A 26,231-nucleotide genomic window follows, 5' to 3' on the forward strand; every position below is an offset into this window, starting at 1 on the left:
TTTTTTATTTTGAGACATACATTCATTCTCCCGCATCTATACGGTAAGACCGGTCAAATTTATACTTTCCGTCCTCATATGTCCGCTCAAGAAAATCAATCTTCCCATTATTGTGGTAAACAATGGCAGTCGAGCAGCGAGTGCCGTAATTAGGAATTTTTACAAATTGAGCGGATAAAGACCGTTCCAGATGGATACCTACACCAGTATTTGGCAATACTTCATCTTGTGCGATTTCGTCATTTGCCAATAGCGAAATTAAGGTGTTCATTTCGATTGCCTCGTTATCGACTGTATTTTCTAGTACAGTCTTTGCCGAATTTACTTTTGGCCATGGTGTATTGAAAGTAGCGTTACTTACACCGTGAACTCCGCTTTCTACAATGCGGTGTTCATCGTAAATATTATTGTAATGATGCATGGCTTCGCCGTCATAAAGCAACACATTGAAGCCGCCGTACAAATCTCTTTTTGAACGCAGTGACTGGATAAACGAGTCTGTCGGTTCCGTAGAAGTTAAAAATAACCGTACAATTTCTCCGCGTGACAATTGGCCGGTTTCAGGAAGGCGCGGATCACGGTAATTTGTGATAGCGGCAAAACGACCATTTTTCGACACGCCCATCCAGCTACCTAGCTGACGTAAATCTCGTCCGGCTAATATATCAGGGTCATCTTCCCAAAAATGGGCGGCTGCCGTCGGACGGTCATAAAATTCGTCACGATTTGCAACGATGATGAGCGGATATGATGGATGAACTTTATAGGAAAATGCAATTAGACACATAAATGAACCCCCGTAGCTTGAGTAGTAGGCAAAGACATCCAGCCCCAAAAATTCACTGGATCATACGATATAATGTGCTAAAACAGTGCCTACCTTGTATGATTTTTTGTAACATTTTGCTTTAGTAACCTAAGTTTTTGTCAAATGATAAAAGGGAAAAAGATAGCTCTACACGAATTTTAATTAATATATAGACAAATTGAAAGGACTTTCCACCGATGAATATAAGCAAGTTTTCTATAAAACGTCCGGTTTTTACAATTGTTTCAATGATTTTCGTGCTAATACTCGGCGCAGTTTCATTATTTAAAATACCCGTTACGTTAATACCCGATTTAAATCCGCCGATTGGAGTCGTTGTGACAAGCTATCCGGGAGCAAGTCCGATAGAAGTAAACGAAAAAGTGACAAAGCCGCTAGAATCCTCCCTGGCGACATTGCCGGGGATTAAACGAGTGCAGTCGACATCGCTGGAAAGCTCAAACTTGATTATATTGGAATTTGATTGGTCAACGAATATGGATGATGTTCAAACGGACATCTTACAGCGTATTGATCTTGTCCCACTTCCTGAAGATGCGGGAAGGCCGAGCTTTTTGAAGTTTGATCCTTCGCAATTTCCGATTATTCAATTAGCACTGTCGGCAGAAAGTGAAGAAGTCGATATTCGACAAATCGCCGAATCACTTGAGCAGGAATTGCAGCGGACTGAAGGGGTAGCAAGTGTAACCGTCTCCGGTGAAATAGTAGAAGAAGTACAGATTGAACTTGATGCGCAGAAGCTTGAGCAAAATAATTTAACGCAAAATGATATTATGCAAATTATCCGGGCGAGTAATATTTCAATGCCGGGTGCAGAGCTAAGTACAACAGAGAATCAGTTATTAACGACTCGAGTAGTCAGCTTGTTTACAAGTGCGGAAGAAATAGCGAATGTGGTGCTTTCAGTCAATCCATTAACAGGTGAAGCAATAAAAGTTCAGGATATAGCAAACGTAGAACGAAAAGAGCAGGAAACGAACACAATTACAAGGGCCAATGACCAGCAGGCTGTACTTATCTCGGTTTTGCAGGAGTCTGGAGCAAATACCGCAAATGTTTCCGAAACTTTCCAGAAGGAGCTTGGACAATTATTAGATGAGCCCCAATATGATGGAATCGAGGCGACCATTTTATTTGACCAGGGGGACTATGTACGATTGGCGATCGGCAATATTAGCTCCTCGCTTATTTTTGGCGGGCTGTTTGCAATGCTTGTGCTTTTCGTCTTTTTATCCGGAATAAAAAGTCCGCTTATTATTGGAATCGCGATTCCTTATTCGGTCATCGTAACGTTTGTTCTTATGTTTTTTGCGGACTTTTCCCTAAACATTATGACATTGGGAGCCCTTGCCCTTGGAATCGGGATGCTTGTGGATAATGCGATTGTCGTAATAGAAAATATTGAGCGCCATTTGGAGCTAGGAGAGAATCCGAAAGAAGCAGCGGTTAATGGAACAAAGGAAGTGGCTTTAGCAATTACCGCTTCTACTGTCACGACGATTGCGGTCTTTGTGCCGGTTATTTTTATAAGCGGGTTAATAGGACAAATATTTGTAGAGTTTGCGTTAACGATTTCATTTAGTTTGATTGCTTCGCTGTTTGTTGCATTAACAGTTGTTCCGATGCTGGCCAGCCGTTTCTTACGTACAAAACCTTCAACTGTAGTGAAGAAGCGCCAGGAATCTTGGCTGTATCGAAGTTATTCGAAAGCACTAAAATGGGGTTTAAAGAGACGTGCCCTTATTTTAACAATCACAACTGTCTTGGTAGGTATATCCGGATTTACATTATATAAAACAGGTACAGAGTTTTTACCGCCGACAGATGAAGGGTTTGTGTCCTTGTCCGTCGAGCTTCCAAACAGTGCAACAGTTGAGAAAACAGAACAAATTGTTTCGGAAATTGAGGAGATGGCGAAGGATTATGATGAAGTTGATGTAGTGGTCAGTTTAATTGGAGGAAATCAGCAATCTTTATCGCGAGGTACTAGTGAACAAAATGAAGGGGAAATTTCAGTCAAGCTCGTTGAATTAGCGGAACGAGACCGCTCCATTTTTGAATTTGTCGAGCAGTTTGAAAAACAAGTACAGCAGGAAATCGGAGAGCGTGCAGAAGTGACGTTTTCACTGTCGTCTTCTTCCGGATCAACACCGAATTCCTTAACATTCCGTGTGACAGACAGCAATGAGCCTCAGCTGAAAAAAACGGTCGCTTCCATCCAGCAACGTGTTGCAAAGATTGATTCGGTTATTGAGGTAACGACTGATTTGGATGAAGTGAAAGAGGAAATTCAAATTGAAGTAAATCGTGATGATGCACTTCAATATGGGCTAATGCCCGCACAAATCGCACAAACCGTCAATATGATGACACGAGGCGCATTTACAACGCAGATTATAGCCGAAGATGGTGAAGTACTTGGAGTATACACTGGTTTCGGAAAAGCGTACCGTGAAGATATAGAAGCACTTAAAACGATGAAACTTCGAACAAATGCCGGGGTGTATGTCGAACTGCAGCAGCTGGCATCGGTTGAAATTAAAGAAACGCAAACGGCTATTCGGAGATCGGATCAGGCATCGGCCGTTGCAGTATTTGTAAAATACAATACGTCCGAATCCCTTAGCGGTATTTCCCGAAAAGTGGATGAAGCGATTGAAAAAGGCGGCATTCCTGCAACATCGAAAATTGTTTTTGGCGGTGACCGTGAACTGTTCGATAGTGCAAAACAAGATATGATTTTGGCCATTCTGCTGGCGGTCATTCTTATTTATCTAGTAATGGGCGCTCAATTCGAATCATTTAAGCTGCCGTTTGTAATGATGTTCAGCGTTCCGCTAATGATTATCGGTGTAGCAGTTTCACTGTTTGTAACAAATACATTGCTCGGTGTCACAGCCATTATCGGAATCCTTATATTAGTAGGGATTGTCGTAAATAACGGCATTGTTCTAATAGATTATATTAATCAAAAACGACAGCTCGGATTAAATATATACGATGCCATTATTACTGGCGCACAGGATCGTATGAGACCGATTTTAATGACGGCTCTAACGACTATTTTAGGGTTGGTACCATTAGCGTTGGGAATTGGCGAAGGGACAGAAATGAATCAGCCAATGGCAGTTGTCGTTATTGGAGGGCTGATCAGTTCAACAATTCTAACGTTATTTATCGTACCGATCATCTACAGCTTGATTGAAAAAGAAGCAAAATAATAGATCAGTAAGAAGTATCTAAAGGTCATTATGTAAAATTTTGATGAATTCTAAAAGAATGGTTTGATTTTTCGTGACGTTATCGGTAAAATAGCAATATAATAATTGAATTGAATATCCAATTGACATTTGTCAAAGGGGAGTAGCTATAAGAGATTTAAGTAGCAGCCTTTCGTTTTAGATAAGCGCTATATTTAAATGTACTTACTTCACATTCGTCATTACATGGTTAGGAGCCATCGGGTGTGATAGCAATATTTGCTTAGCAAGACCTTTGCCTATATTACATAGGCAGAGGTCTTTTCTTTTTTGGCCAAAAAGGGTATTTTTTCAAATTTACATTATTAACGCCTAATTTATTGGGTACAAGTAAATAATAAGGAGGAGAAATTTCATGGAAGCAATTTTATTAGAATACGCATGGGTCTTACTTGTATTAGTATTCCTTGAAGGGCTGTTAGCTGCAGATAATGCAGTTGTAATGGCAGTAATGGTTAAACATTTACCTAAAGAACAACAGAAAAAGGCATTATTTTACGGATTATTCGGTGCGTTTGTATTCCGTTTCATCGCACTGTTCCTTATTACGTTCTTAGCGAAATATTGGGAAATTCAAGCGCTTGGCGCGGCTTATCTATTATTCATATCCATAAAACATCTATACGATAATCACTTTAAAAAGCAGGATGAGGAGTCGGAAATCAAAGAAGGTAAAGGCTCTGGTTTCTGGATGACAGTATTAAAGGTAGAGCTTGCGGATATTGCGTTTGCGATCGATTCAATGCTTGCTGCAGTGGCAATTGCTATGACATTACCGCATATTAGTGATTACGATGTTGGCGGAATTAATGCCGGTCCATTTGCTGTTATGTTCCTTGGTGGCTTTGTTGGGCTTGTCATTATGCGTTTCGCGGCCCAAATGTTTGTTAAGCTGTTAAACGACTATCCGACATTGGAAACAGCGGCCTTTTTAATTGTAGGTTGGGTAGGTGTCAAATTGGCTGTATTGGCATTAGGGCATGAGAACTTGGCCATTATTGACCCGCATTTCCCGCACTCGACAACTTGGAAAATCATTTTCTGGGTCGTGCTCCTGGGACTTGCAGTTGGCGGTTATTTAGTAAGTGTGTACAAAAACAAAAAAGCAAAAGCAGAATAATATATGGTTTAGGAGATACTTCAATTATTAGAAGTATCTTCTTTTCATTTTTCATGTTATTCATTATACTAGAAAAAATGTAATCAATTATCGGAGGCCATGATATGCCTTTTAAAAAGTTCGAAAAGCGGAAAATCACGCCTTTCCAAATTTTAATCACTTATTATTCAGTAGCCATTCTAATTTCATTTTTATTGCTGCGTCTTCCGGGCGTGCATTTGGAAGGCGTGCAAGTATCGTTTTTAGATAGTCTGTTTACCGCAGTTAGTGCGGTTAGTGTAACGGGCTTAACTACCGTTACTGTTGCAGAAACCTACAGTAGCTTTGGGCTTGCAATGATTTTGCTGATTCTGCAATTTGGTGCGATCGGGATAATGTCCATTGGTACGTTTTTATGGCTGCTGTTTGGGAAAAAAATCGGTATGCGTGAACGTCAGCTCATCATGATTGACAATAATCAGTATAATCTATCGGGTGTTGTTGCATTGATTCGTCAAATTGCCAAGCTGCTGTTTATGATTGAATTTACCGGTGCCTTTATATTAACAGTTCATTTTAAGCGTTATTTTGCAACATGGGAAGAAGCTGCGATCAATGGAGTGTTTGCGGCCATCTCTGCCACAACTAATGGAGGCTTTGATATTACTGGAATGAGTTTGCTGCCGTTTCACCACGACTATTTCATCCAATTTGTTTGCATGATCTTAATCTTCCTTGGAGCAATCGGTTTTCCTGTATTAATTGAAGTGAAGGCCTATTTAACGAAAAAGGATCCAGCATTTCGCTTTAGCCTATTTACAAAGGTTACGACATTCACGTATGTTGCCTTATTTGTTTTCGGTTCGGTTGTAATTTTTATTATTGAATCCTTCCAGTCGTTTAAAGGGATGCGATGGCATGAGGCGGCGTTTACGGCCATGTTTCAATCGGTTTCCACTAGATCGGCCGGTTTAACAACCTTTGACGTGACATCGTTTAATGAGGCGACACAGCTCTTTATGAGTGCGCTAATGTTTATCGGAGCATCACCAAGTTCTGTAGGGGGCGGAATCCGCACAACTACATTTGCGATTGTCATTTTGTTTTTAATCGCATTTTCCCGTGGGCATTCGGAAATTCAAATTTTTAACCGGGAAATTCATGTAATCGATGTATACCGCTCGTTTGCGGTACTGATTTTCGCGATTATTATGGTGCTCGGCGCTGCGATGGTATTGTTTATTACAGAAACGCAGGCAACGATGATGGAAGTCATATTTGAAATTACTTCAGCGTTCGGAACTTGCGGGATGTCGCTTGGTATAACAGGGGACTTAACCGCATTCGGAAAAATGGTCATTATGGTGCTCATGTTTGTAGGGCGTGTAGGACTCATTTCTTTCCTGTATTCAATAGGCGGATCCGCTCAGAAAAAGAAGTATCATTACCCGAAGGAACGGATCATTATTGGGTAAGTATTTTTGAACAATACGTAAAAACGTCCATTTCCTTTGAGGGAATGGGCGTTCTTTATTATTTATTAATTTATTTAAGAGCAGTTATTTTTCATGCAATGTGAGAATCATCAGTCTGTAAATAGTAAAAACTCCGATATATGCACCGGAAATTAAAAAGAGTTCATTTAAAAATAGACCATGGATTTTAGTCATAAATACAGCATCGTCAATAATGATCTGATAAATGGAAGTAGATGCAATACTGCCGAAAATGATGACAAAAATAACAGCGAGTATATTGAAAACAAGAGCTGACTTACTGATTTTCTTTCTTAGAAGGACCATAATAAGCGGAACAACAATGCTTGAAATAACTAAAAATATTTTCAAAAATAGCACTCCTTTCTTCTTATTTGAATTATGCCCTCTTTTTTGGGGTATAAAACGAGTAGGCTGACTGCAGCTCTGTTTAACCATATGGCGGAATAGATAATAGCCGATTGGTTAATTTATAAAATGGAGGTGATATATATGGAGAAAAAGAAAGGGAATGACCGACAAAACCTGAAAGAAGAGGTTGGACCAGAATTAAACCCTGATGATTTGGATCTTCGTGAAGACAATGATTTAACAGAAGAACAATCTAAAAATAGTCCGGAAAAAAAGCAAACGGATTCCAAATCGAACAAACAATAAGTTTTCAGTTCATAAAAAAACGCTGCACTCTTTATTAAGAGTTTGCAGCGTTTTTAAATTAATTGAATGTGCTGAAGTAAGGCTGTTGCCCATTGCGGAAGTATGTGAATAAATAGCCCGTTTTCTTTTGTGGAGCACCGACTTCGTAATCTTGCAAATCGATGTGGAGCGGAATAATTAAAGAATGCTTGAATAATTCGCGTTCAGTAATCTGCATAGCTTCAAATTCCTCGCCTACAAGAGAAGGGTTTTCTTTAATACGTGCATAGACATCTTTCATCTCTACTTCAGATAGACGATCATTCCACCAAAGTTTACGCGGCTGGAACTGCTGACCTTGCAGGAAGTCGTATTTCATCAAGCTTGTAATCACTTCTAAGTCGGCATGCTCGACCGTTTGAAGGAACTCAAGTAAACGGCGGAATAAATCTTCAAGCTGATGTCCGATACGTGACCAGCCTTTTGTTTCCCAGTATGTGCCGAAGCTTTGGAAGAAGTCGAATGGCGTTTCAAATACTTTTGTTACTAAATATTCAATTGTATTATCCATACGATGTGCATTCCAATACTTTTCCAGTACGTCTTCCGCATGTTTAATACGGACAATATCATCAAAAGTTAATACATTATTTGAGAAAATTTCATATGGTGAAATATCAACATATGTGTAGCCGTACTTTTCCGCTTCCAATCGTAAGCCTGTCCCGCGCAGCAGTTTCAGGAAGCCAAGTTGCAGCTCTTCTGGGCGCATCGCAAAAACATCATTAAATGTTTTACGGAATGATGCATAATCCTCTTCAGGCAATCCGGCAATTAAATCCAGATGCTGATCGATTTTGCCGCCTTCTTTTACCATCGTGACAGTACGAGTAAGCTTCTCGAAGTTTTGACGACGTTTTACAAGGTCGTTCGTTAAGTCATTAGTTGACTGGACACCGATTTCAAAACGGAACAGCCCTTTCGGAGCATTGTCATTTAAGAATTGGATGACTTCAGGACGCATAATGTCTGCCGTAATTTCGAATTGAAATACGACACCCGGCTGATGTTCATCAATTAAAAACTGGAACATTTCCATTGCATAACTACGACTAATATTAAACGTACGGTCTACGAATTTAATCGTTTTTGCCCCGTTATTCATTAAGTAGCGAATATCTTCTTTAATCTTCTCACGGTTGAAATAACGAACCCCTACTTCAATAGAAGATAAGCAGAATTGACAGCTAAATGGACAGCCACGGCTCGTTTCAATATATTGAATCCGTTTACCTAAGTGAGGTAAATCTTCTTCAAATCGGAAAGGGGAAGCGATTTCTCGCAAATCGATTTTAGGTGGCTGTGCTTGAATTTTTAATTTGCCTTCTTCCAAATAGCAAATGCCCGGCACTTTTTCGAGTGGAATCTCACCATTGAAATGGTGAAGCATTTCTTTAAACGAAACTTCACCTTCTCCCATAATAATGAAGTCAATTTCTTCATGTTTGCGAATCCATTCATGGACATCATAGGAAACTTCCGGACCACCTAATACAATTTTAACATTCGGCAAAACCGTTTTTAGCATACGGATTACTGCAATCGTCTCATTAATGTTCCAAATATAACAGCTGAATCCGACAACATCCGGTTTCTTTTGGAAAAGGTCGGATACGATGTTGAAAGCCGGGTCTTTAATTGTATATTCAGCAAGCTCACAGTCGAATTCAGGCAGTGCTGCTGCTTTTAAATAGCGAATCGCTAAATTAGTATGGATATATTTTGCGTTGAGTGTACTTAATATAATTTTCATATTTTTATTCTCCTCTTCATAAAGTCTATTGTAGCAGTGTAAACAGATACAAACAATATGGGAGAATATACCCATTTTATTCCAAATAGTAATATGAAATAATATACGGTAAGTATACAATTCTGAAAATTCTATAATATTTGAAATTGGGGGTAATAGGTGTAGTGGAAGGCCAATTGAATTATATGTTAGAAGAGCTTTTTCAGCAATCCAATGAACAAATCATTATATTGAACCGCCAAGGCAAAATTGAATTTATGAATAGTAAGGCAGAAGAAATATTGCAATCAGTTCACTTACCAAAGTGCTTTTGGGAAAGTGCGGATAAAATTAGTGGTGAGTGGGAGAGATTTATAATTTCTGTAAATGAAAAATCAACATCTACTGCTACTTTTACATTAATAAATATATACCATCAAAAAATACCGGTTCAAGTATGGGGTCATTATCTAGAAAATAAACAGCTAATCTTTACTCGAATACAAGTAAACCCTTCCAATGTCATTTCATTTGAAGAAAAGAGTAAAACACTAATGTTTCAAAATTTAATAGATGGAATGGCACAAGGTGTAATACTAACAATGTTGAATGGAAAGATTATATCAGGTAATTCTATGGCATTACATTTACTTGATCGAAAAGCAGCTCAAATAGAGAATAGAAGCTATGATTATCTATTTGAAGATTGCCAGTACGATTCCCAAGTCATTACTCAATATTATAAAAAGATTTCCAACAGGGAAATGGCCAGTATTTTTGTTATGAGAAAAACTGAAGATGGAAATACAGTCTATTTGAATTTTATTAGCAAAGTAGATGAAAATTTGGGAATATTAGTCACAACAATTATTGATCAAACAGAAGAGATGATGCTGCTGAAAAGAATTGAGCATCAGCAATCTTTATCGTTTATTGGTCAAAATTTTGCATCGATTGCCCATGAAATACGCAATCCTATGACATCGATTCAAGGTTTTATTCAAATGATTAAAAGCAGCTTAAATGAGCAGGAATATCCTTACTTTAAAATTCTTGAATCCGAATTGAAGCGTATGGATGATTTGCTTGGGGACCTTCTGAATATTTCTAAACCAAAGAAACAAGTATTTCAAATGGTTGATATGAAGGAAGTTGTCGATCAGTCTATTCAGCGTATGCAACCTCTAACAATGAAAACAAATGCGATGATTTTATATGAATATGATGAAAAAGTAGAATACCGGATAAATGGGGACTTTAATCGCCTGATGCAAATGATTATGAACTTGCTGAAAAATGCCATTGAAGCTATGGATACGAATAATTACATTGTCGTACGTTTACTTTACCGAGGCAAAAATACGCTTCAGCTTTCAGTTGAGGATAGTGGAAAAGGGATGAATGCGGTCGATATCGAAAACGCGTTAAATCCTTTTTACACGACAAAAGAAACAGGATCTGGACTGGGGTTAATGCTTGTACAATCGGTCATTAAAGAACATAATGGGACTCTTCACATTGAAAGTGAGCCAGGTGCAGGATCTAAGTTTTTAATTGATTTTGATTTGCGAAATGAAATTGAATATTTAAATTCTTCTCCTTCTTATTCAATGAGAGTGGCTAGAATGGCGGCAATTTCGAAGTGATTTTGACAAAACTTCCAATCCATCGCTATAATATGTACATCTTCAATAAGCAGATTTCGCAAACAATAGCTGAAATCTGAAGAATTCAGTGTAAGAGAACTCCTTCCGGCTGAGTACCTATCTCACGTTGGACAAGCTTCTTGCAGATGTCACAAATTATTAAAGGGAATTTAAAGAGGAAGTTAGCCTAAAAGTGTCGCATTACGGACAACAGCTGACAGTCCCATCCAGTGGGTCTCCTTAAATCCTACGCAATTATGCACAGCATAATTGATTATTTAAAATAGAGGATGGTTTTTATGGCTTCAGAGGAAGTAAAGCAATCGTTAAAATTATTTATCGTTTTATCAAGAGCGCACAAAGCGATAAGTGAAGCTACGAATCAATTTATACAAGCAAATGGTTTGAATCCTACAGAATTCGCGGTTTTAGAACTTTTATATCATAAAGGTCGTCAGCCCCTGCAGCAAATCGGGAACAAAATTTTATTAGCGAGCGGATCGATTACTTACGTAGTAGATAAGCTGGAAAAACGAAATTTTTTAGCACGTGTATCGTGTCCAACAGATCGTCGTGTCACTTATGCGGAAATTACTGATCTTGGTTCCGAGTTTATGGACAAGCTTTTTCCTGAGCATGAACAGAAAATTCATGAACTTTTAGGAGCATTATCGGTTGAAGAAAAAAAGACGGCAATTGAGTTATTAAAAAAATTAGGATTATCTATTAAAGATTTATCCTATTAAACAAGAAGAGGACGCTCCTAATTTACGGGCGTCCTTTTCGGTGATTATTGAATTGTTAAGCCCATTTGTAAAAAGGCGTCTGTTAAGTCCGCTTGGACATTATCGTAAATTGTTAACGTAACAAATAGGTTTTCACGTTCGATAACAACTTTTACAACCTTTTCATCCTCTAATAAAGCTTCATATCCAACAATATTTAAAATATCCTCACGCTCTGACAAAGTTGAAGCTAAATCCAGATCTTTCGTGCTTTCAGGTGCAATGGCAGAAATTGTTTCCTTTGCAGATTCCTTTAACTGATCAAAAGTTACATCTTCTTTTTTTACAACTTCAATCTGCATTGAAGTTGCTTCATCGGCATTATTTAATAAACTGTCGACACCTGGTTCTTCTGAAGTTAGTGTGTAGTTTTCTAAATGCTGAATTGTGTAATTCATTTCATCACTTGTTGAAGTTACTACTTTTTCTTCAAATGGCTGACCATTTGAAATGTATGTCAATGTAGTATTATCAGCTTTATCTTCTTGTTCAGCTTTTGTTTCCTCTGATGGCTCAGTAGCTTCTTCTTCTTTTTCAGAAGAAGAGTCATCTGATTCGCTTGTCTCGTTCGTCTCGTTTGTTTCTTGCTGTTCTTCGTTTTGCACTTGTTCTGTTTCGGTAGGTTCTTCTTTTGCTGCATTTGTTGTTGTAGGCTCGTCTGTATCCGTATTACAAGCTGCCAAAAATGCAGATAAAATAACTACGGCACCGACTTGATAAATTGTTTTCTTCATATGGATCCCCCTTTTACATGTTTAGACGGAATTTAGAAAGATAAGTTTCTGCTTTAATTGTATCAGAATAATGGTAAAACTAAAAATAATAGTAAAACAAAGACAATATGGGTAACGATAATTAACGGTAAACTTTTTTTCCATTCATATAACGCTCCCCAAAGAATACCAGCGATAATAGCTGCAAGAGCACCTGGAAGGAACCCGCTAATTGCTAGAGACAGTGAAAATAACATTGAAGTAATTACGACAGCCCAGAAAGGCGTTGTAAATTGTTTTAATTGCTGCTGAACATAGCCTCGCCAAAATATTTCTTCCCCTACGGCTACGATAAAAATGAGCATTAAGTAATGGAAAATATTTTGAGGACCATATACATCCAAAAACTTTGTTATATCCTTTGCTGCGCTTTTATCGAGATAAGGCATTAACATATAACCGAGTTTTACAATACCATACGTAATTGTCCCGTACCCAATACCGTAAATCAAATATTGCCATGTTGGGATACGGTCTTCAAATTTACCTGCCACTAAACTGATTGCAATTCCAACTAGTAATGTAAAGGCATATAAATACCAGAAAATCGATTTTTCATAAAATGTGAAAAACATCATGCTGAATATAAAAACTAATGCCAGAAGGAGTGTAATGATTTGTTTTCTGTTTTTCAATAGCTTCAACCTCCCATTACGTATCGTAACAAAAATTACCCTTTTTATCATCATATCAATGTTAAAAAGGGTAATTTGCATTAAATTATTCGTTATTAGCTAATATTTTATACCGTTTGTGATTAACAACTGTTTTTTCTTCCATTTCTAAATCATGAAAATTATCCATAATCGTTATATCCACGATAACAGAATTCTCATTCACCTTTTCAACGACTCCTTTTAAGCCGTCTTTAAACTCGATTATATTTCCAACTTCCGCAATTTTCATACACAGTCAGTCCCTTCATCGACTACTAATTAACAGTTTGCTTGAAATTATACTACAAAATTCAATTAGTTTGAATAATTTTATTAATTTACTAGGGTTTATTTGGAATATATTTTCGATTAAGAGTTTGATATATTGGAATTATACATATAAAAAATGGAAAGAGGCATCCATATGAAAGACTATAAAAATATTCTTGATCAGTTGCGTAACGGTGAATTACAATCTGTAAGTATAAAAAAAGAAGAATTTCTTCAGTTTCTAGAACACCTTATTAAAGATGAACAATTTAAAAACTTCCGTGGTGAGGCGAAACAAGGTGGGGATGTAGTTTATACATTTTCCGAGAATTCAAGAGCATAATAAGTGTCGAATTTTGAATATTGATTATTTTGTAAGAAGATTACAAAATGGGTATAATAATGGTAAATGACAAAAGAAGGAGGAAATAAATTGGGTAGACCTATCTCGAATGAGGCACTACTTTTGGAAATTGAAGAAAAGCGTAAACAAATGATTCAATCGGGTTTAGAGAATGGTTTACGAAGTGACAAAACGCTCCAGCTAAGCGTCCAAGTAGACAATCTAATGAATGCTTTTAATCAATCGAGAAGTGCACATCTGTTTTATAAACATTAAATTAAAAATATTTATAAATTTTATGTTTAAAACAGTGATGAGAAGGGAAGAGTAATTTTGAACACAGCAACATTCTCATTTCCCCCTTTAGAGTAGAAGCGGACCAACGCTACTGCTCTCTTTTTTTATATATGCACGAAAATCAAATTTATTCATTCGATTTCTTTAAATACTCCTAATAAAAATTCTCCTATTGACGAACACATCTTTGTATATAATTATCCTAATTAATAATATTAAATAGATTTTATTTTGAATTATTGAAATACACTGACATTGAAGTTCTCTCTGATTTTGTTAAAATAAAAGAAAATACTAAAGGGGCATACATATGGAATCAAAAAAAATAGGGTTTATCGGTACGGGAGTTATGGGAGCAAGCATTGTTATGCATTTGCTGAATGCCGGACATGATGTAACAATTTATACAAGAACAAAAAGCAAAGCTGCAGATCTTATTGCTGCAGGCGCGAAGTGGTCGGAAACACCGGCAGAAGCAAGTAAAGAGCAGGATATTATCTTTACGATGGTTGGCTATCCAAAAGATGTCGAAGAAGTTTATATTGGTGAGAACGGTATTTTCTCGGCAGCGAAAAAAGGTGCAATTGTCATCGATATGACGACGTCCGAACCGACACTTGCGAAAAAGCTTTATCACGAGGCAAGCGAACGTGGATTGCATAGCCTTGACGCACCTGTATCAGGAGGAGACATCGGCGCAAAAAATGGTACATTATCGCTCATGGTTGGCGGTGACCAAGATGTATTTGAAAAAATGCAGCCGATTTTCGAACTGTTTGGACAAAATATTATTTACCAAGGTGTTGCAGGCAGCGGGCAACATACGAAAATGTGTAATCAGATTGCAATCGCATCAGGCATGATTGGTGTTTGCGAGTCGATGGCATACGGTTTAAAAGCAGGATTAACGATGGAAGAAGTTCTACGTTCGATAACAGCAGGTGCAGCAGGGTCATGGTCGCTATCCAATCTTGCTCCACGTATGTTAAAGGGGAATCTAGAGCCAGGCTTTTACATTAAGCATATTATTAAAGATATGAAGATTGCGCTTGATGAAGCGGAGCGCATGAATCTCCAATTACCAGGCTTAACGTTGGCGAAATCTATGTACGATCAGTTACTTGCAGAAGGCTATGGGGACAATGGGACACAAGCATTAATCAAGTATTATGAATGAGTATAAAGGGCATAATAATAGATAGTAGTTAAATAGTTCTTATGATACAATGGGATTATTGTAAACGTGGCAGTTTGGAAGGAGAGACATGTAGTGGAAGATCATAAAGGGATTTTACTAGAAAGTGGAACAAATGAGCTTGAAATTGTTGAATTTGAGGTGGCGAATAATAAGTTCGGTATTAATGTAATTAAAGTAAAAGAGATTATTCAGCCAATACCAGTGACATTTATTCCACACGTACATCCACATGTTGAAGGCATAATTCAATTGCGTGGGGAAGTATTGCCGGTTGTAGATATGTTAAAAGTATTAGGCATACCTACAGAAAACCGAAACACACAGCAAAAATATATTGTGGCAGAATTTAATAAACAACGTGTTGTATTCCATGTGGATAACGTTACACAAATTCACCGTATTTCCTGGGATCAGATTGAAAAACCTTCGGATATGTATCAAGGTGGATCATCTCAGGTGATTGGCGTAATCAAGTCTCAAGATGAAATGATTTTACTACTGGACTTTGAACGAATCATGGTTGACATTAATCCTGAATCTAGTATTAGTGTGGATGCTGTTAAGAAACTTGGCAAGCGTGAACGCACTGAAAAGAAAGTCATTATTGCAGAAGATTCACCGTTATTGCGTAAACTGTTATTTGATACAATGAATGAAGCAGGCTATGTGAATACGGAGTTTTTCGAAAACGGCCGTGATGCATACGAATATTTGGAAGCGTTGGTGAAGGCAGATAAACAAATTGAAAACCATGTACAGCTAATTGTTACAGATATTGAAATGCCACAAATGGACGGACACCATTTAACTAAGAAAATTAAATCACATCCTGATCTGAAAAAGCTTCCGGTCATTATTTTCTCAAGTCTGATTACTGATGATTTACGCCATAAAGGCGAACAGGTAGGAGCGGAAGAGCAAATTTCGAAACCGGAAATTGCAGAGCTGATTTTACGCATGGATAAGTTAATTCTGTAAAAAGATTATCTAATAATTGATGCATTGTTTTAAAATGTATAGAATAATGAGAAAGCCGGATACTTGAAAAAGTTATTCCGGCTTTTTTGTAAACTCAAAAGGAAATCAATTGAAAATATTATATAGCAACTTTTCTTGAACACGCTAAAAAGAGGGTAGAAGAATACAAAGGTATTCAGAAGGAAGTGAAGCGTATTATGAAAAACATTAAGACAGCCATTATTGATATTGGTTCTAACACGATTCGACTTGTACTATACTCCTATAATAAAAACGAAGGGCTAAAGGAATTCGGAAATATTAAAACCGTAGCCCGCCTGCGCACATATTTATTGCCAAACGGAGAAATGTCCGAAGAGGGCATTCAGCTGTTGGCTGAGACGTTAAAATCATTCCGCTTAATATTAGCCGATTATCATGTAACAGACGTAAAAGCGGCAGCTACTGCTGCAGTACGTCAAGCGATCAATAATGATGTAATTATTAACCGTATGAAAGAAGAAACAGGTATTCTGATTGATATTTTAACGGAAGAAGAAGAAGCGTATTACGGATTTGTTGCCGTTGCCCATTCAATGGATACTCCATCAGCAGTGACGATTGATATTGGCGGTGGTTCGACTGAAATTACGTTATTCATCAATAAAAAGCTCCAAAAAACAATCAGCTTCCCATTTGGTACTGTTTCTTTAAAGCAAAAGTTTGTAAGCGGTACGATCATTAATAAGAGTGAGCGTGAGAAGCTTCGTGCATTTGTAATGGAACAATTCAGCTCATTGAAATGGATAGTTGATGTAGGATTACCGGTTATTGCAATCGGGGGAAGTGCACGTAATATTGCCCAAGTTCATCAGCAAAAAATAGGCTATCCACTGTCTGGTGTTCATCAATATGAAATGAATGTGAGCGACTTACAACAATTGCGCGACTATTTAACAGAATTTTCGTACGATAATTTAAGACAGCTAGATGGTCTTTCTTCAGACCGGGCCGATATTATTGTTCCGGCATTAGAAGTTTTTATGGCGCTCCTGTCTACTGTAAATTCAATTTCTTTCCAGGTCAGTAAAAAAGGGTTGCGGGAAGGGCTCATTATTAACCGTGTTTTGCAAGGGAATCCTCAAGCCTATGATAAATACAATGTTTTTGAAGAAAGTGGCCGGCAGCTTGCATTAGCCTATGGACGTACAGAAGAGGAAGTACAAACACTGGAATCATTGACAGAGCAATTATACCGAGGCTGTATTAATTTAAAGCTATTTGAATATAGTGAAGTAGATCTTCAGCTATTAAAGAAAGCCGCAAAAGTTTATGCAATCGGAGAATATATCGAGCTGGATTCATCCAGCCAGCATACATTTTATTTGATCTCCAATCAATCAATACCAGGCATGTCCCATATTAACCGGGTTAAACTGGCATTGCTGGCATCATATAAAAACCGTGATTACTTTTTGCGTTTTGCACGGCCGTTTGATTCCTGGATTTCAAAAGAAGAATTTAAAAAGCTGCGCGATTTTGGCGCAATTTTAAAATTTGTTTACGCCCTGAACATGACGAAGCGCAATGTCGTTAAAAACATCGCAATCCAAAAATTAAATAACCAATTTCACATAGAAGTACTGACTTCTGAGCGGGCAATAGCTGAGATGGCTCAGGCAGAAAAACAGAAAAAGCATATCGAGCGTGTTTTCAAAGGCGATGTAAAACTTAAGTTCAAGGAAGAAAGGCAGGGTTGATATGACAATGAATATGGAAAAGGATCCGTTTTTTGATCCGGAGCATGAGGACTTTGAAAATAGTCCGGATTTCAGCGTCGAGCTGCTTGAAGAAATTGCTAAGCCGCAGTATTACAACAACCGTGAACTAAGCTGGCTCGCATTTAATGAACGAGTATTGGAAGAAGCGGAAGATACTAATAACCCGTTGTTGGAACGGATGAAGTTTTTGGCAATATTCAGTTCCAATTTGGATGAATTTTTCATGGTCCGGGTTGCTGGTTTGCAAGACCAAATTCGTGCAGGCTATCATAAGCCCGAAAATAAGTCTGGTTTAACACCGAAAGAGCAGCTTGCTAAAATTGCTGAACGTACTCAAGCATTAGTAAGACGCCAAACGGAAGTGTACCGCCATTTAGTGCATGAACTTTTACCGAAAGAACATGTGCATATTCTTGATTTAACAATGCTGAATGAGCAGGAGAAAAGTTATATCAATGAATTTTTTGAAGAAACGATATTTCCTGTCCTAACACCTGTTGCGGTCGACGCCTACCGTCCGTTTCCTACATTGTTGGGACGTACACTCAACTTATTTGTCATGCTGGAAAACAGCAGTGAGGATTTGGAAAACAATATGGATAAAGTAGCAATTGTTCAAGTACCGTCCGTATTGAACCGTTTTATTAAAATACCATCAAATGGCAAGAAGACGTTGTTCGTATTATTGGAAGATGTTATTTCAAGCAATATCGACCGTTTATTTTTAGGTTATAAAGTGAAATCGACCCAAGCATTCCGGTTAACGCGAAATGCAGATTTGACCATCCATGAGGAAGGCGCACAGGACCTGTTAGTAGAAATCGAAAAGGAACTGAAAAAGCGCAAATGGGGTGTCGGTTCACGTTTGGAAGTACGTGACGGTGAGATGAATGATGATGTGCTGGATTATTTACTGGATGAATTTGAACTGGGAGAGTCCGATGTTTTCAAAATTGATGGACCGCTCGACTTAACGGCAATGTTCGGTTTTGTAAAAGAGATTTCGGTAGGACGGGAGCATCTGGAGTATGAAAGTTTTATTCCACAGCCTCCCCATGATTTACAGTCGGACGAAAATATTTTTGAAAAAGCGTTAACCCAAGATATATTCTTCCATCATCCATACGAATCATTTGGACCGATTGTTGATTTTATCGCAGAAGCAGCGGAAGATCCGAGCGTTTTGGCAATTAAGCAAACGCTGTACAGGGTAAGTGGCAATTCACCGATTATTCAAGCTTTAAAGCAGGCGGCGGAAAACGGTAAACAGGTGACAGTTTTAGTAGAGTTGAAAGCACGTTTTGATGAGGAAAATAATGTGCATTGGGCCAAACAGCTTGAACAAGCAGGATGCCTTGTCATTTATGGGATGAATAATTTAAAAACACATTCAAAAATTACACTTGTCGTACGTCGACGAAACGGAAAAATTGAACGCTTTGTTCATTTAGGGACGGGCAATTACAATGATGCTACCGCAAAAATCTATACGGATATGGGGATTATTACATCGCATAAGGAATTTGGTATTGATGCGACAAACTTCTTCAATTATTTAAGCGGTTATACCGACAAACCTGAATTCCATCATATTGTCGTTGCTCCTTTTGATATTCGTGATGAATTCCTTGATTTAATCGATAAGGAAATTGCATTACATAAAAAATATGGAAATGGGTTTATCCGAGCAAAAATGAATTCTTTAACTGACAAGGATTTAATGATGAAACTTTATGAGGCGTCGATTGCAGGTGTAAAAATCGAGCTGATTATTCGCGGCATTTGCTGTCTGCGTCCGGGCATCCCGGGAATTTCCAAAAATATAACCGTCTTGAGCATTGTTGGTCGTTTCCTTGAACACTCCCGGATTTTCTGGTTTCATCATAACGGGGAGGATAACCTATATTTATCTTCTGCAGACATGATGACCCGGAATATGATTAAACGTGTGGAAATACTGTTTCCAATCTATTCGCCGGAAATAAAATACCGGATTCAGCGCATTATGCTGCTCCAAATTAAAGATAATCAAAAAGTACGCATCCAGGATTCAAATGGAAAATACCACTATAAAGAAGGCCATCATAGTGATGTCCGGATTAACAGTCAGGAAATCTTTCTAGCCGAATCACTCGGTCCGATTATGGAAGAATAGTAGAAGAGATTAAGCTATGGACAAAATGTTCATAGCTTTTGATTTTGTCTGGGGCTGGGGATTTATTAGAACAATTATGAAGGTTATTAGAATAAAGAACCATGGTATTAGAAAATCAATCTCACTCCACTATAAAAAAAGAAAACCTCCTATATAACAGTAAAACATTACATAAAACAGAAAAATTTATATTTTAGTATTTATTTCCCCACTGTTATAGTAAACTCTATTTATGAATGACTGTTCATTTATAGGTAAAGGGGATGGATAAAATGTTACAAGGGAAGACGATTATAATTACGGGCGGCTCTAGCGGGATGGGGCTTGGAATGGCAAAGCACTTCGTGAAAGAAGGGGCAAATGTAGTGATCACCGGGCGTGACTTGGAGCGTTTAGCCAATGCAAAGAAGGAAATAGAAGAATTTGGTTCCACAATTGAAACATTTCAAATGGATGTTCGCGAACCGGAACATGCACAGGCAATGGTTGCATTTGCAGCTGAAAAATTTGGGCAAGTAGACGGCTTAGTGAACAATGCGGCAGGAAACTTTTTAGTGAATGCAGAAAAATTATCGCCGAACGGATGGAAGGCTGTTATTGATATTGTGTTGAACGGTACATTTTATTGTACTTCTGCTATTGGCCGTTATTGGATTGAAAATGGTATAAAGGGTTCAATTATCAATATGGTGGCTACATATGCCTGGGGTGCAGGAGCTGGCGTCATTCATTCGGCTGCGGCAAAAGCCGGGGTGCTCTCATTGACACGATCGCTTGCGGTTGAATGGGGGGGCCAATATGGGATTCGCGTAAACGCCATTGCACCTGGGCCAATTGAGCGTACAGGCGGGGCAGATAAACTATGGGAATCGGAAGAACAAGCGAAACGTACATTGAATTCTATACCATTAAAGCGTCTTGGCACGCCTGAGGAAATAGCCGATCTGGCGGTATTTATGCTATCGGATAAGGCAAGCTATTTAAACGGGGAATGCATTACTTTAGATGGCGGACAATGGCTGAATCAGCACCCGTTTTAACTTTTTTAAAAGATGTAATAAAAGAATAAATTCCAAATTATTGCTGCATACTATCGCTAACTGTTAAAAGGAGGCGATCACAATCGGAATATGGCTTTATCCAACGATTTTCGTTGTTATCATACTATGTTTTATAGGCTATTATTTAACGGTACGTGTTGGACATAATATAGAGGGCAGCGGTCAGGAACGTGATTCGGAAGTGCCTGAAGAAATTCAGGAGCATCCTTTCCTGCTCAACCCGATTATTTTATCGTATGCAGTTTTTGGCACATTTACTGGTATCATTATTTTTTATTATTGGGCAAGGGGTTACTGAAATTAATGCATAATGGGACGAATCTTCTCGTCTTATTATGCATTTTCTTTTGCAATCATAGGCGCCTTTCATAGTCATAAAAATGATCTGTATGGTATGATAGAGATTAGAGAAACTGTTTTGTCGAAAGACGGGGCAAAGAATAACGGCAGTAAGTTTTCAGTTTATCTTAGTATGGTGCTGCCCGTTATTAGCGGGATAAAGGAGTAGAATGTCATGATTTCAACGAACAACAGAGCTTTACTAGATATGCCTATAAAAGATTTTATTATTTCATCTGAGAAGGTCGCCCATGTACAAAGTGGAAATAACGCTGAACATGCATTATTAGTTTTAACAAAAACAGGGTATTCTTCTATTCCGGTTCTGGATGTAAAGTATCGTTTAAAAGGATTATTAAGTACCAAAATGATAACGGAGTCTATTTTAGGCTTAGAGCGAATTGAATATGATAGATTAGCAGACATTCGTGTGGATGAGGTCATGAATCAGGAAGTTGTGTATTTAAAAATTACGGATACATTCCAACGTGCACTCGATCTAGTAATTAACCACGCCTTTTTATGTGTAGTCGATGAAGAAGGTACATTTGTCGGTATTATGACGCGAAGAATTATTTTAAAACAATTAAAGAAATATATTTACCAGCAAAACGCTTAATATAAGTCGACAAAGTCCTAATAGGATTTTGTCGTTTTTTTAACCGTTTGTTCGGAAAGGAATGGTTGTCAGTGACAGCGACAGAAGCAGAGATTATTAAAGTGTTGGCAGAAGAGAGAAATATGCGAAAAGCGGCAGAGCGCCTTTTTTTAACGCAACCAGCACTGTCACAGCGACTTCAATCAATTGAAAAAGAATGGGGCGTACAAATATTTATTCGTTCCCAAAAAGGATTAACACCGACGCCTGCGGGAGAACTTGTCATTCAATATTCGAATGATTTGATTGTAAAGCGGGAGGAAATTTTTGAAACGATCCACTCGTTGAATACAAAAGTACACGGTACATTAAAAATTGCCTGTGCTTCGATTGTCGGTCAAAATTGGCTGCCAAAAGTTTTAAAAGACTATGTAACGAAATATCCGGATACGAAAATTTCGTTAATTACTGGATGGAGCTCTGAAATCATAAAAGCTCTTTATGACGGCGAAGCACATATTGGCATTGTCCGGGGACAGGCAGAATGGAAAGGTAAAAAAATCCATTTGTTCCGCGATACGATGTATTTAGTAGATAGGGAAATCGAGGATATGGAAGATATATTGACATCCGACCGCCCGTTTATCCAATTTAAAAGCGATTCGAATTATTACCAGGAAATTCAACAATGGTGGCAACGTCATTTCAACTACAATCCAAAACATCAAATCATTGTAGATCAGATTGAAACATGTAAGCAAATGGCTGTAAATGGTATCGGCTATGCAATTTTACCTTCAATTACGTTGAACGGTGAAGAAAATGTTCATAAAATCCCTTTAGTCAATAATGGAAATGATGACGGATTAACACGGGATACATGGCTGATCGGATATGAATCGACATTCGAATTACGCCAAGTGGAAGCTTTTGTCGATTTAGTACAAGACCATGCACGCTGTCTGTACGATTATTCAAGTGAAACCAACTAAAAAAATAGTTTTAATATTACTGAAAATTTAGTACAATTATTCATGTTAAAAAATCTAACACGCAGCGAGGTGTCATATGGAAAAATTAAATGCACAACAAATTATTGATTTTATTTCAGAAGCAAAAAAGGTAACACCAGTAAAGGTTTATGTAAAGGGAATTGGTGTTGCGGATTTATCATTTGGGACCGAAAGCAAAGTGTTTGGTGAGGGAAATAATGCGGTAGTGTTTGGCGAATGGTCTGAAATTGAAGCATCATTAAAAAAATATGCCGATCTTATCGAAGACTATGTAGTAGAAAGTGATCGTCGTAATTCAGGCGTACCGCTTTTAGATACGAAAAAAATAAATGCACGTATTGAACCAGGTGCAATTATCCGTGATCAAGTTACAATCGGTGACAATGCAGTAATTATGATGGGTGCCATTATTAATATTGGTGCAGAAATTGGTGCAAAATCAATGATTGATATGGGCGCGGTACTAGGTGGTCGTGCTACAGTAGGAGCAAACTGTCATATCGGTGCAGGAACTGTTCTTGCAGGGGTAGTAGAGCCACCGAGTGCGTTACCGGTTGTTGTAGAAGATGATGTTGTCATCGGCGCAAATGCCGTAGTATTGGAAGGTGTTCGCATCGGTAAAGGTGCAGTAGTAGCAGCCGGAGCAATCGTTATTAAAGACGTTGAACCATATACAGTCGTTGCAGGCGTACCAGCTCGTCAAATTAAAGTATTAGATGAAAAAACAAAGTCGAAAACAGAAATTATCGATTCACTGCGTAACTTATAAAAAGGCGGGAACGACATGAGGCATCTTATTGAAGTAAGAAGAGACCTACATAAAATTCCTGAAGTAGGCTTTAATGAATTTAAAACACAGAGCTATTTACTCCAATTTATTTCAAATCTGGATCAGCAGCATTTGCAAATAACGACTTGGAAAACAGGAATTGTTGTATTTATACAAGGGACAAGCCCGTCAAAGATGATTGGTTGGCGTACCGATATAGATGCACTCCCTGTACAAGAAGAGACGGGACTTCCGTTTGAATCGGAGTATGCCGGATTTATGCATGCTTGTGGTCATGATTGTCATATGTCTATTGCGCTTGGACTTGTAGAGGCGTTTTCAAAACAGCCACCTTTTCAAAATGTCGTTGTTTATTTCCAGCCTGCCGAGGAAGGTCCAGGCGGGGCAGAACCGATGCTGGAATGGCTAAAAGCAGAACAGCCCCATCTTGTTGCAGACGAACTCTATGCACTACATATCGCTCCGGAATATCCGGTAGGTACGATTGCAACGAGACCAGGGCTTCTGTTTGCCAATACTTCCGAGCTGTTTATTGATTTGAAAGGGATTGGCGGTCATGCAGCCTACCCTCATAAAACAAGGGATATGACGATTGCGGCGGCCAATTTAGTGATGCAGCTGCAAACAATTATTAGCCGGAATGTCGATCCAATGGATAGTGCAGTCATTACGATCGGAAAAATGACTTCTGGTACAGTTCAGAATGTCATTGCAGAGAATGCACGTCTTGAAGGAACAATTCGAACGTTGAATGCACAGGCAATGGCAGAAGTGAAACGTCGTATTGAAGCAATATGCAAAGGAATTGAAGCCGCATTTGAATGCTCTGTCGCTATTGATTACGGCTCAATGTATTATGAGGTAAATAATGATACGAATTGTGCCAATGCCTTGCTGGAGTTTGCTGAACAGTTTGAAGGGACAACCGCTTATGAATGTCCTGCCGCAATGACAGGTGAAGACTTCGGTTATTTCATCAAGGATTTGCCAGGTGCGATGTTCTGGACAGGAGCCAATTCAAACTATGGCCTCCACCATGCTAAAATGGCACCGGACGAATCACTCATTCCTCTAAATTGCCGCTTCGTCGAACAATTTATACGCCAGCTGAGCTAACATACAAAAAAGGCTATCCAATAAATTTTGGATAGCCTCTTTTTTAATTTTTTATGAAGTGGCTCTCATTAAATGAGGCGCTCTTTTGACTGTCCATAAATAGGCAAGCGTGAAACAGCCGACGAGCACAAAAGTTCCCAAAATATATGGAGAATTCGGGTTCCAATCGAACAGGACACCTGCAAGCGCTGGACCGAACATATTGCCGAGACTCATATAAGCATTGTTCATACCGGCAGCAAAGCCTTGCTCATTACCAGCAAGCTTTGAAATAAGTGTATTTACTGCAGGACGAATAAAAGTTGTGGCAATCGAGAACAGTGTAGCGACAACTAAAATGATGAAGAAGCCACTAATGTAAATAACGAGCAGCATCATTGCAGCCGCCAACAGTAAGTTGACTAAAATAACCTTCATTTCCCCGAAACGTTTAAATAATTTATTCACGACAAACATTTGCAGCACTACACCCGCAAACCCGCCGACTGTTAAAATAATGGCGATCTCTGATGGAGTATAACCAAATTTATGGTCTAAATAAAGCGTTAAAGTTGCTTGGAAATTGGAAATACCAAAACTGAACGTGAAGACAATGATTAAAAAGATGAAATAGGAGGTCTTCACAGATTTGACCATTTGCCTAACCAGTTTTTCACGTGGCGCAATTGTCTCTCGAACATTTTTAATATTAGGTAAATATATAGCGGACAAGATTGCAGCCATATATGCTACAGCTCCGGCTAAAAAGAAAGGGAATGTCAAATTTACTTCAGATAAGAATCCGCCTACACCCGGACCAACCATAAAGCCTAAAGACATTGCGGCACCGATCATACCCATCCCTTTGCCGCGCTCTTCAAATGTCGTAATATCGGCTACAAATGCCATAATTGGCGCCATAATAAATGCCGCGCCTGTCCCGCTTAAAAAACGTGCTAAAAATAATACCCATACTTCCGAAGCGAGACCGAATAAAATTTGTGAAGACCCATACACGATCAGTCCGCCAATAATAAACATTTTCCGACCATGACGGTCCGACAAATCTCCGGCAACCGGAGAGAACAGAAACTGTGCGAGAGCGAAGCCTGCAATTAAAAAGCCGAGTACTTGTCCACCGACACCGAACACTTGCAAATAGGCAGGCATAACAGGAACAATAATCCCGATACCGCCCATTGTAATGAACATATTAAACATTAATAAATAAAGCGCTAACTTATTGGATTTTTCTGTCATAGAATGCCAGCCTTCCTGTTTAGATATTTCGATAATAGAAATATATATTTATATTAAATATCATACTCTAAAAATTTCAAAATTGCATTTAATCATGTCGAA

Annotated in this window: 24 protein-coding genes; 17 read left to right on the plus strand and 7 right to left on the minus strand. The window is 38.3% G+C overall.

The window, feature by feature from the left end; all coding sequences use genetic code 11:
• Positions 1 to 22: 22 nt before the first annotated feature.
• Positions 23 to 787, minus strand: coding sequence for an NRDE family protein (locus tag AC0VXV_RS04395; RefSeq protein WP_475530509.1), 765 nt, complete (start codon positions 785 to 787; stop codon positions 23 to 25).
• A 218-nt stretch (positions 788 to 1,005) separates the two neighbouring features.
• On the opposite strand from AC0VXV_RS04395, the gene AC0VXV_RS04400 reads away from it, so the two are divergent.
• The 3 genes from AC0VXV_RS04400 (at position 1,006) to AC0VXV_RS04410 (ending at position 6,663) form a co-directional block, all read left to right on the plus strand.
• Positions 1,006 to 4,050, plus strand: a complete 3,045-nt coding sequence (locus AC0VXV_RS04400; protein ID WP_475530510.1) for an efflux RND transporter permease subunit — start codon at positions 1,006 to 1,008, stop codon at positions 4,048 to 4,050.
• 394 nt (positions 4,051 to 4,444) lie between these two features.
• Positions 4,445 to 5,209, plus strand: coding sequence for a TerC family protein (locus AC0VXV_RS04405; RefSeq protein ID WP_475530511.1), 765 nt, complete (start codon positions 4,445 to 4,447; stop codon positions 5,207 to 5,209).
• 104 nt (positions 5,210 to 5,313) lie between these two features.
• Positions 5,314 to 6,663 carry a TrkH family potassium uptake protein gene (locus tag AC0VXV_RS04410; protein WP_475530512.1) on the plus strand — a complete coding sequence of 450 codons (1,350 nt, stop codon included), beginning with the start codon at positions 5,314 to 5,316 and terminating at the stop codon, positions 6,661 to 6,663.
• A gap of 84 nt (positions 6,664 to 6,747) precedes the next feature.
• Here the strand turns inward: AC0VXV_RS04410 and AC0VXV_RS04415 are convergent, their stop codons facing one another.
• Complete coding sequence (locus tag AC0VXV_RS04415; protein WP_079524844.1) at positions 6,748 to 7,035, minus strand: transposase; 288 nt, start codon at positions 7,033 to 7,035, stop codon at positions 6,748 to 6,750.
• Positions 7,036 to 7,176: 141 nt separating this feature from the next.
• Between AC0VXV_RS04415 and AC0VXV_RS04420 the strand changes: the two genes are divergently transcribed.
• Positions 7,177 to 7,341 carry a hypothetical protein gene (locus tag AC0VXV_RS04420; RefSeq protein WP_475530513.1) on the plus strand — a complete coding sequence of 55 codons (165 nt, stop codon included), beginning with the start codon at positions 7,177 to 7,179 and terminating at the stop codon, positions 7,339 to 7,341.
• Between the two features lie 58 nt (positions 7,342 to 7,399).
• On the opposite strand, the gene AC0VXV_RS04425 is transcribed toward AC0VXV_RS04420, so the two are convergent.
• The gene (locus AC0VXV_RS04425) at positions 7,400 to 9,133 is read right to left on the minus strand and encodes a B12-binding domain-containing radical SAM protein (protein WP_475530514.1); all 1,734 of its coding nucleotides are present in this window, start codon (positions 9,131 to 9,133) and stop codon (positions 7,400 to 7,402) included.
• A 164-nt stretch (positions 9,134 to 9,297) separates the two neighbouring features.
• Between AC0VXV_RS04425 and AC0VXV_RS04430 the strand changes: the two genes are divergently transcribed.
• Together AC0VXV_RS04430 and AC0VXV_RS04435 are read left to right on the plus strand one after the other, a co-directional pair.
• The gene (locus AC0VXV_RS04430; protein WP_475530515.1) at positions 9,298 to 10,758 is read left to right on the plus strand and encodes an ATP-binding protein; all 1,461 of its coding nucleotides are present in this window, start codon (positions 9,298 to 9,300) and stop codon (positions 10,756 to 10,758) included.
• Positions 10,759 to 11,057: 299 nt separating this feature from the next.
• Positions 11,058 to 11,504, plus strand: a complete 447-nt coding sequence (locus AC0VXV_RS04435) for a MarR family winged helix-turn-helix transcriptional regulator (protein WP_475530516.1) — start codon at positions 11,058 to 11,060, stop codon at positions 11,502 to 11,504.
• Between the two features lie 44 nt (positions 11,505 to 11,548).
• Here the strand turns inward: AC0VXV_RS04435 and AC0VXV_RS04440 are convergent, their stop codons facing one another.
• From AC0VXV_RS04440 to AC0VXV_RS04450, 3 genes are all read right to left on the minus strand, one after another.
• Complete coding sequence (locus AC0VXV_RS04440) at positions 11,549 to 12,277, minus strand: chemotaxis protein (RefSeq protein WP_475530517.1); 729 nt, start codon at positions 12,275 to 12,277, stop codon at positions 11,549 to 11,551.
• A gap of 62 nt (positions 12,278 to 12,339) precedes the next feature.
• Positions 12,340 to 12,951, minus strand: coding sequence for a lysostaphin resistance A-like protein (locus AC0VXV_RS04445; RefSeq protein WP_475530518.1), 612 nt, complete (start codon positions 12,949 to 12,951; stop codon positions 12,340 to 12,342).
• Positions 12,952 to 13,036: 85 nt separating this feature from the next.
• Positions 13,037 to 13,222 (minus strand): YkvS family protein, encoded by a 186-nt coding sequence (locus AC0VXV_RS04450; RefSeq protein ID WP_008403508.1) that lies wholly within the window; start codon positions 13,220 to 13,222, stop codon positions 13,037 to 13,039.
• Between the two features lie 174 nt (positions 13,223 to 13,396).
• Here AC0VXV_RS04450 and AC0VXV_RS04455 point away from each other — a divergent pair, with 174 nt between their 5' ends.
• From AC0VXV_RS04455 to AC0VXV_RS04505, 11 genes are all read left to right on the plus strand, one after another.
• A complete protein-coding gene (locus AC0VXV_RS04455; RefSeq protein ID WP_475530519.1) occupies positions 13,397 to 13,585 on the plus strand; it encodes a hypothetical protein in 189 nt (62 codons plus the stop codon).
• 90 nt (positions 13,586 to 13,675) lie between these two features.
• Complete coding sequence (locus AC0VXV_RS04460) at positions 13,676 to 13,861, plus strand: aspartyl-phosphate phosphatase Spo0E family protein (RefSeq protein ID WP_079524861.1); 186 nt, start codon at positions 13,676 to 13,678, stop codon at positions 13,859 to 13,861.
• Between the two features lie 331 nt (positions 13,862 to 14,192).
• On the plus strand, positions 14,193 to 15,059 hold the full coding sequence (locus tag AC0VXV_RS04465; protein ID WP_475530520.1) for an NAD(P)-dependent oxidoreductase: 867 nt from the start codon (positions 14,193 to 14,195) through the stop codon (positions 15,057 to 15,059).
• A gap of 93 nt (positions 15,060 to 15,152) precedes the next feature.
• Positions 15,153 to 16,058 carry a chemotaxis protein gene (locus tag AC0VXV_RS04470; RefSeq protein WP_475530521.1) on the plus strand — a complete coding sequence of 302 codons (906 nt, stop codon included), beginning with the start codon at positions 15,153 to 15,155 and terminating at the stop codon, positions 16,056 to 16,058.
• 197 nt (positions 16,059 to 16,255) lie between these two features.
• A complete protein-coding gene (locus AC0VXV_RS04475) occupies positions 16,256 to 17,797 on the plus strand; it encodes a Ppx/GppA phosphatase family protein (RefSeq protein WP_475530522.1) in 1,542 nt (513 codons plus the stop codon).
• Position 17,798: 1 nt separating this feature from the next.
• Positions 17,799 to 19,973 carry an RNA degradosome polyphosphate kinase gene (locus AC0VXV_RS04480; RefSeq protein WP_475530523.1) on the plus strand — a complete coding sequence of 725 codons (2,175 nt, stop codon included), beginning with the start codon at positions 17,799 to 17,801 and terminating at the stop codon, positions 19,971 to 19,973.
• Positions 19,974 to 20,245: 272 nt separating this feature from the next.
• Positions 20,246 to 21,013: a 2,4-dienoyl-CoA reductase gene (fadH, locus tag AC0VXV_RS04485; protein ID WP_475530524.1), complete on the plus strand. Its 768-nt coding sequence runs from the start codon at positions 20,246 to 20,248 to the stop codon at positions 21,011 to 21,013.
• A gap of 535 nt (positions 21,014 to 21,548) precedes the next feature.
• The gene (gene cbpB, locus AC0VXV_RS04490) at positions 21,549 to 21,992 is read left to right on the plus strand and encodes a cyclic-di-AMP-binding protein CbpB (protein WP_079524871.1); all 444 of its coding nucleotides are present in this window, start codon (positions 21,549 to 21,551) and stop codon (positions 21,990 to 21,992) included.
• A 71-nt stretch (positions 21,993 to 22,063) separates the two neighbouring features.
• Positions 22,064 to 22,963, plus strand: coding sequence for a LysR family transcriptional regulator (locus tag AC0VXV_RS04495; RefSeq protein ID WP_475530525.1), 900 nt, complete (start codon positions 22,064 to 22,066; stop codon positions 22,961 to 22,963).
• A 76-nt stretch (positions 22,964 to 23,039) separates the two neighbouring features.
• Positions 23,040 to 23,753 carry a 2,3,4,5-tetrahydropyridine-2,6-dicarboxylate N-acetyltransferase gene (gene dapD / locus AC0VXV_RS04500; RefSeq protein ID WP_475530526.1) on the plus strand — a complete coding sequence of 238 codons (714 nt, stop codon included), beginning with the start codon at positions 23,040 to 23,042 and terminating at the stop codon, positions 23,751 to 23,753.
• Positions 23,754 to 23,768: 15 nt separating this feature from the next.
• Positions 23,769 to 24,890 carry an N-acetyldiaminopimelate deacetylase gene (locus tag AC0VXV_RS04505; protein ID WP_475530527.1) on the plus strand — a complete coding sequence of 374 codons (1,122 nt, stop codon included), beginning with the start codon at positions 23,769 to 23,771 and terminating at the stop codon, positions 24,888 to 24,890.
• A 51-nt stretch (positions 24,891 to 24,941) separates the two neighbouring features.
• On the opposite strand, the gene AC0VXV_RS04510 is transcribed toward AC0VXV_RS04505, so the two are convergent.
• Entirely contained in the window at positions 24,942 to 26,129 is a 1,188-nt protein-coding gene (locus AC0VXV_RS04510) for an MFS transporter (protein ID WP_475530528.1), read from the minus strand.
• Positions 26,130 to 26,231 lie beyond the last annotated feature (102 nt).

It is taken from the genome of Solibacillus sp. iso_87, from assembly GCF_056173085.1.

Excerpts from the sequence above, each read along its gene's own strand:
- AC0VXV_RS04435 (WP_475530516.1), top strand. The coding sequence starts at position 11,058 with ATGGCTTCAGAGGAAGTAAAGCAATCGTTAAAATTATTTATCGTTTTA.
- AC0VXV_RS04505 (WP_475530527.1), top strand. The coding sequence starts at position 23,769 with ATGAGGCATCTTATTGAAGTAAGAAGAGACCTACATAAAATTCCTGAA.
- AC0VXV_RS04450 (WP_008403508.1), bottom strand. The coding sequence starts at position 13,222 with ATGAAAATTGCGGAAGTTGGAAATATAATCGAGTTTAAAGACGGCTTA.
- AC0VXV_RS04475 (WP_475530522.1), top strand. The coding sequence starts at position 16,256 with ATGAAAAACATTAAGACAGCCATTATTGATATTGGTTCTAACACGATT.
- dapD (WP_475530526.1), top strand. The coding sequence starts at position 23,040 with ATGGAAAAATTAAATGCACAACAAATTATTGATTTTATTTCAGAAGCA.
- AC0VXV_RS04420 (WP_475530513.1), top strand. The coding sequence starts at position 7,177 with ATGGAGAAAAAGAAAGGGAATGACCGACAAAACCTGAAAGAAGAGGTT.
- AC0VXV_RS04405 (WP_475530511.1), top strand. The coding sequence starts at position 4,445 with ATGGAAGCAATTTTATTAGAATACGCATGGGTCTTACTTGTATTAGTA.
- cbpB (WP_079524871.1), top strand. The coding sequence starts at position 21,549 with ATGATTTCAACGAACAACAGAGCTTTACTAGATATGCCTATAAAAGAT.
- AC0VXV_RS04510 (WP_475530528.1), bottom strand. The coding sequence starts at position 26,129 with ATGACAGAAAAATCCAATAAGTTAGCGCTTTATTTATTAATGTTTAAT.
- AC0VXV_RS04395 (WP_475530509.1), bottom strand. The coding sequence starts at position 787 with ATGTGTCTAATTGCATTTTCCTATAAAGTTCATCCATCATATCCGCTC.
- AC0VXV_RS04480 (WP_475530523.1), top strand. The coding sequence starts at position 17,799 with ATGACAATGAATATGGAAAAGGATCCGTTTTTTGATCCGGAGCATGAG.
- fadH (WP_475530524.1), top strand. The coding sequence starts at position 20,246 with ATGTTACAAGGGAAGACGATTATAATTACGGGCGGCTCTAGCGGGATG.
- AC0VXV_RS04400 (WP_475530510.1), top strand. The coding sequence starts at position 1,006 with ATGAATATAAGCAAGTTTTCTATAAAACGTCCGGTTTTTACAATTGTT.
- AC0VXV_RS04465 (WP_475530520.1), top strand. The coding sequence starts at position 14,193 with ATGGAATCAAAAAAAATAGGGTTTATCGGTACGGGAGTTATGGGAGCA.
- AC0VXV_RS04410 (WP_475530512.1), top strand. The coding sequence starts at position 5,314 with ATGCCTTTTAAAAAGTTCGAAAAGCGGAAAATCACGCCTTTCCAAATT.
- AC0VXV_RS04440 (WP_475530517.1), bottom strand. The coding sequence starts at position 12,277 with ATGAAGAAAACAATTTATCAAGTCGGTGCCGTAGTTATTTTATCTGCA.
- AC0VXV_RS04425 (WP_475530514.1), bottom strand. The coding sequence starts at position 9,133 with ATGAAAATTATATTAAGTACACTCAACGCAAAATATATCCATACTAAT.
- AC0VXV_RS04455 (WP_475530519.1), top strand. The coding sequence starts at position 13,397 with ATGAAAGACTATAAAAATATTCTTGATCAGTTGCGTAACGGTGAATTA.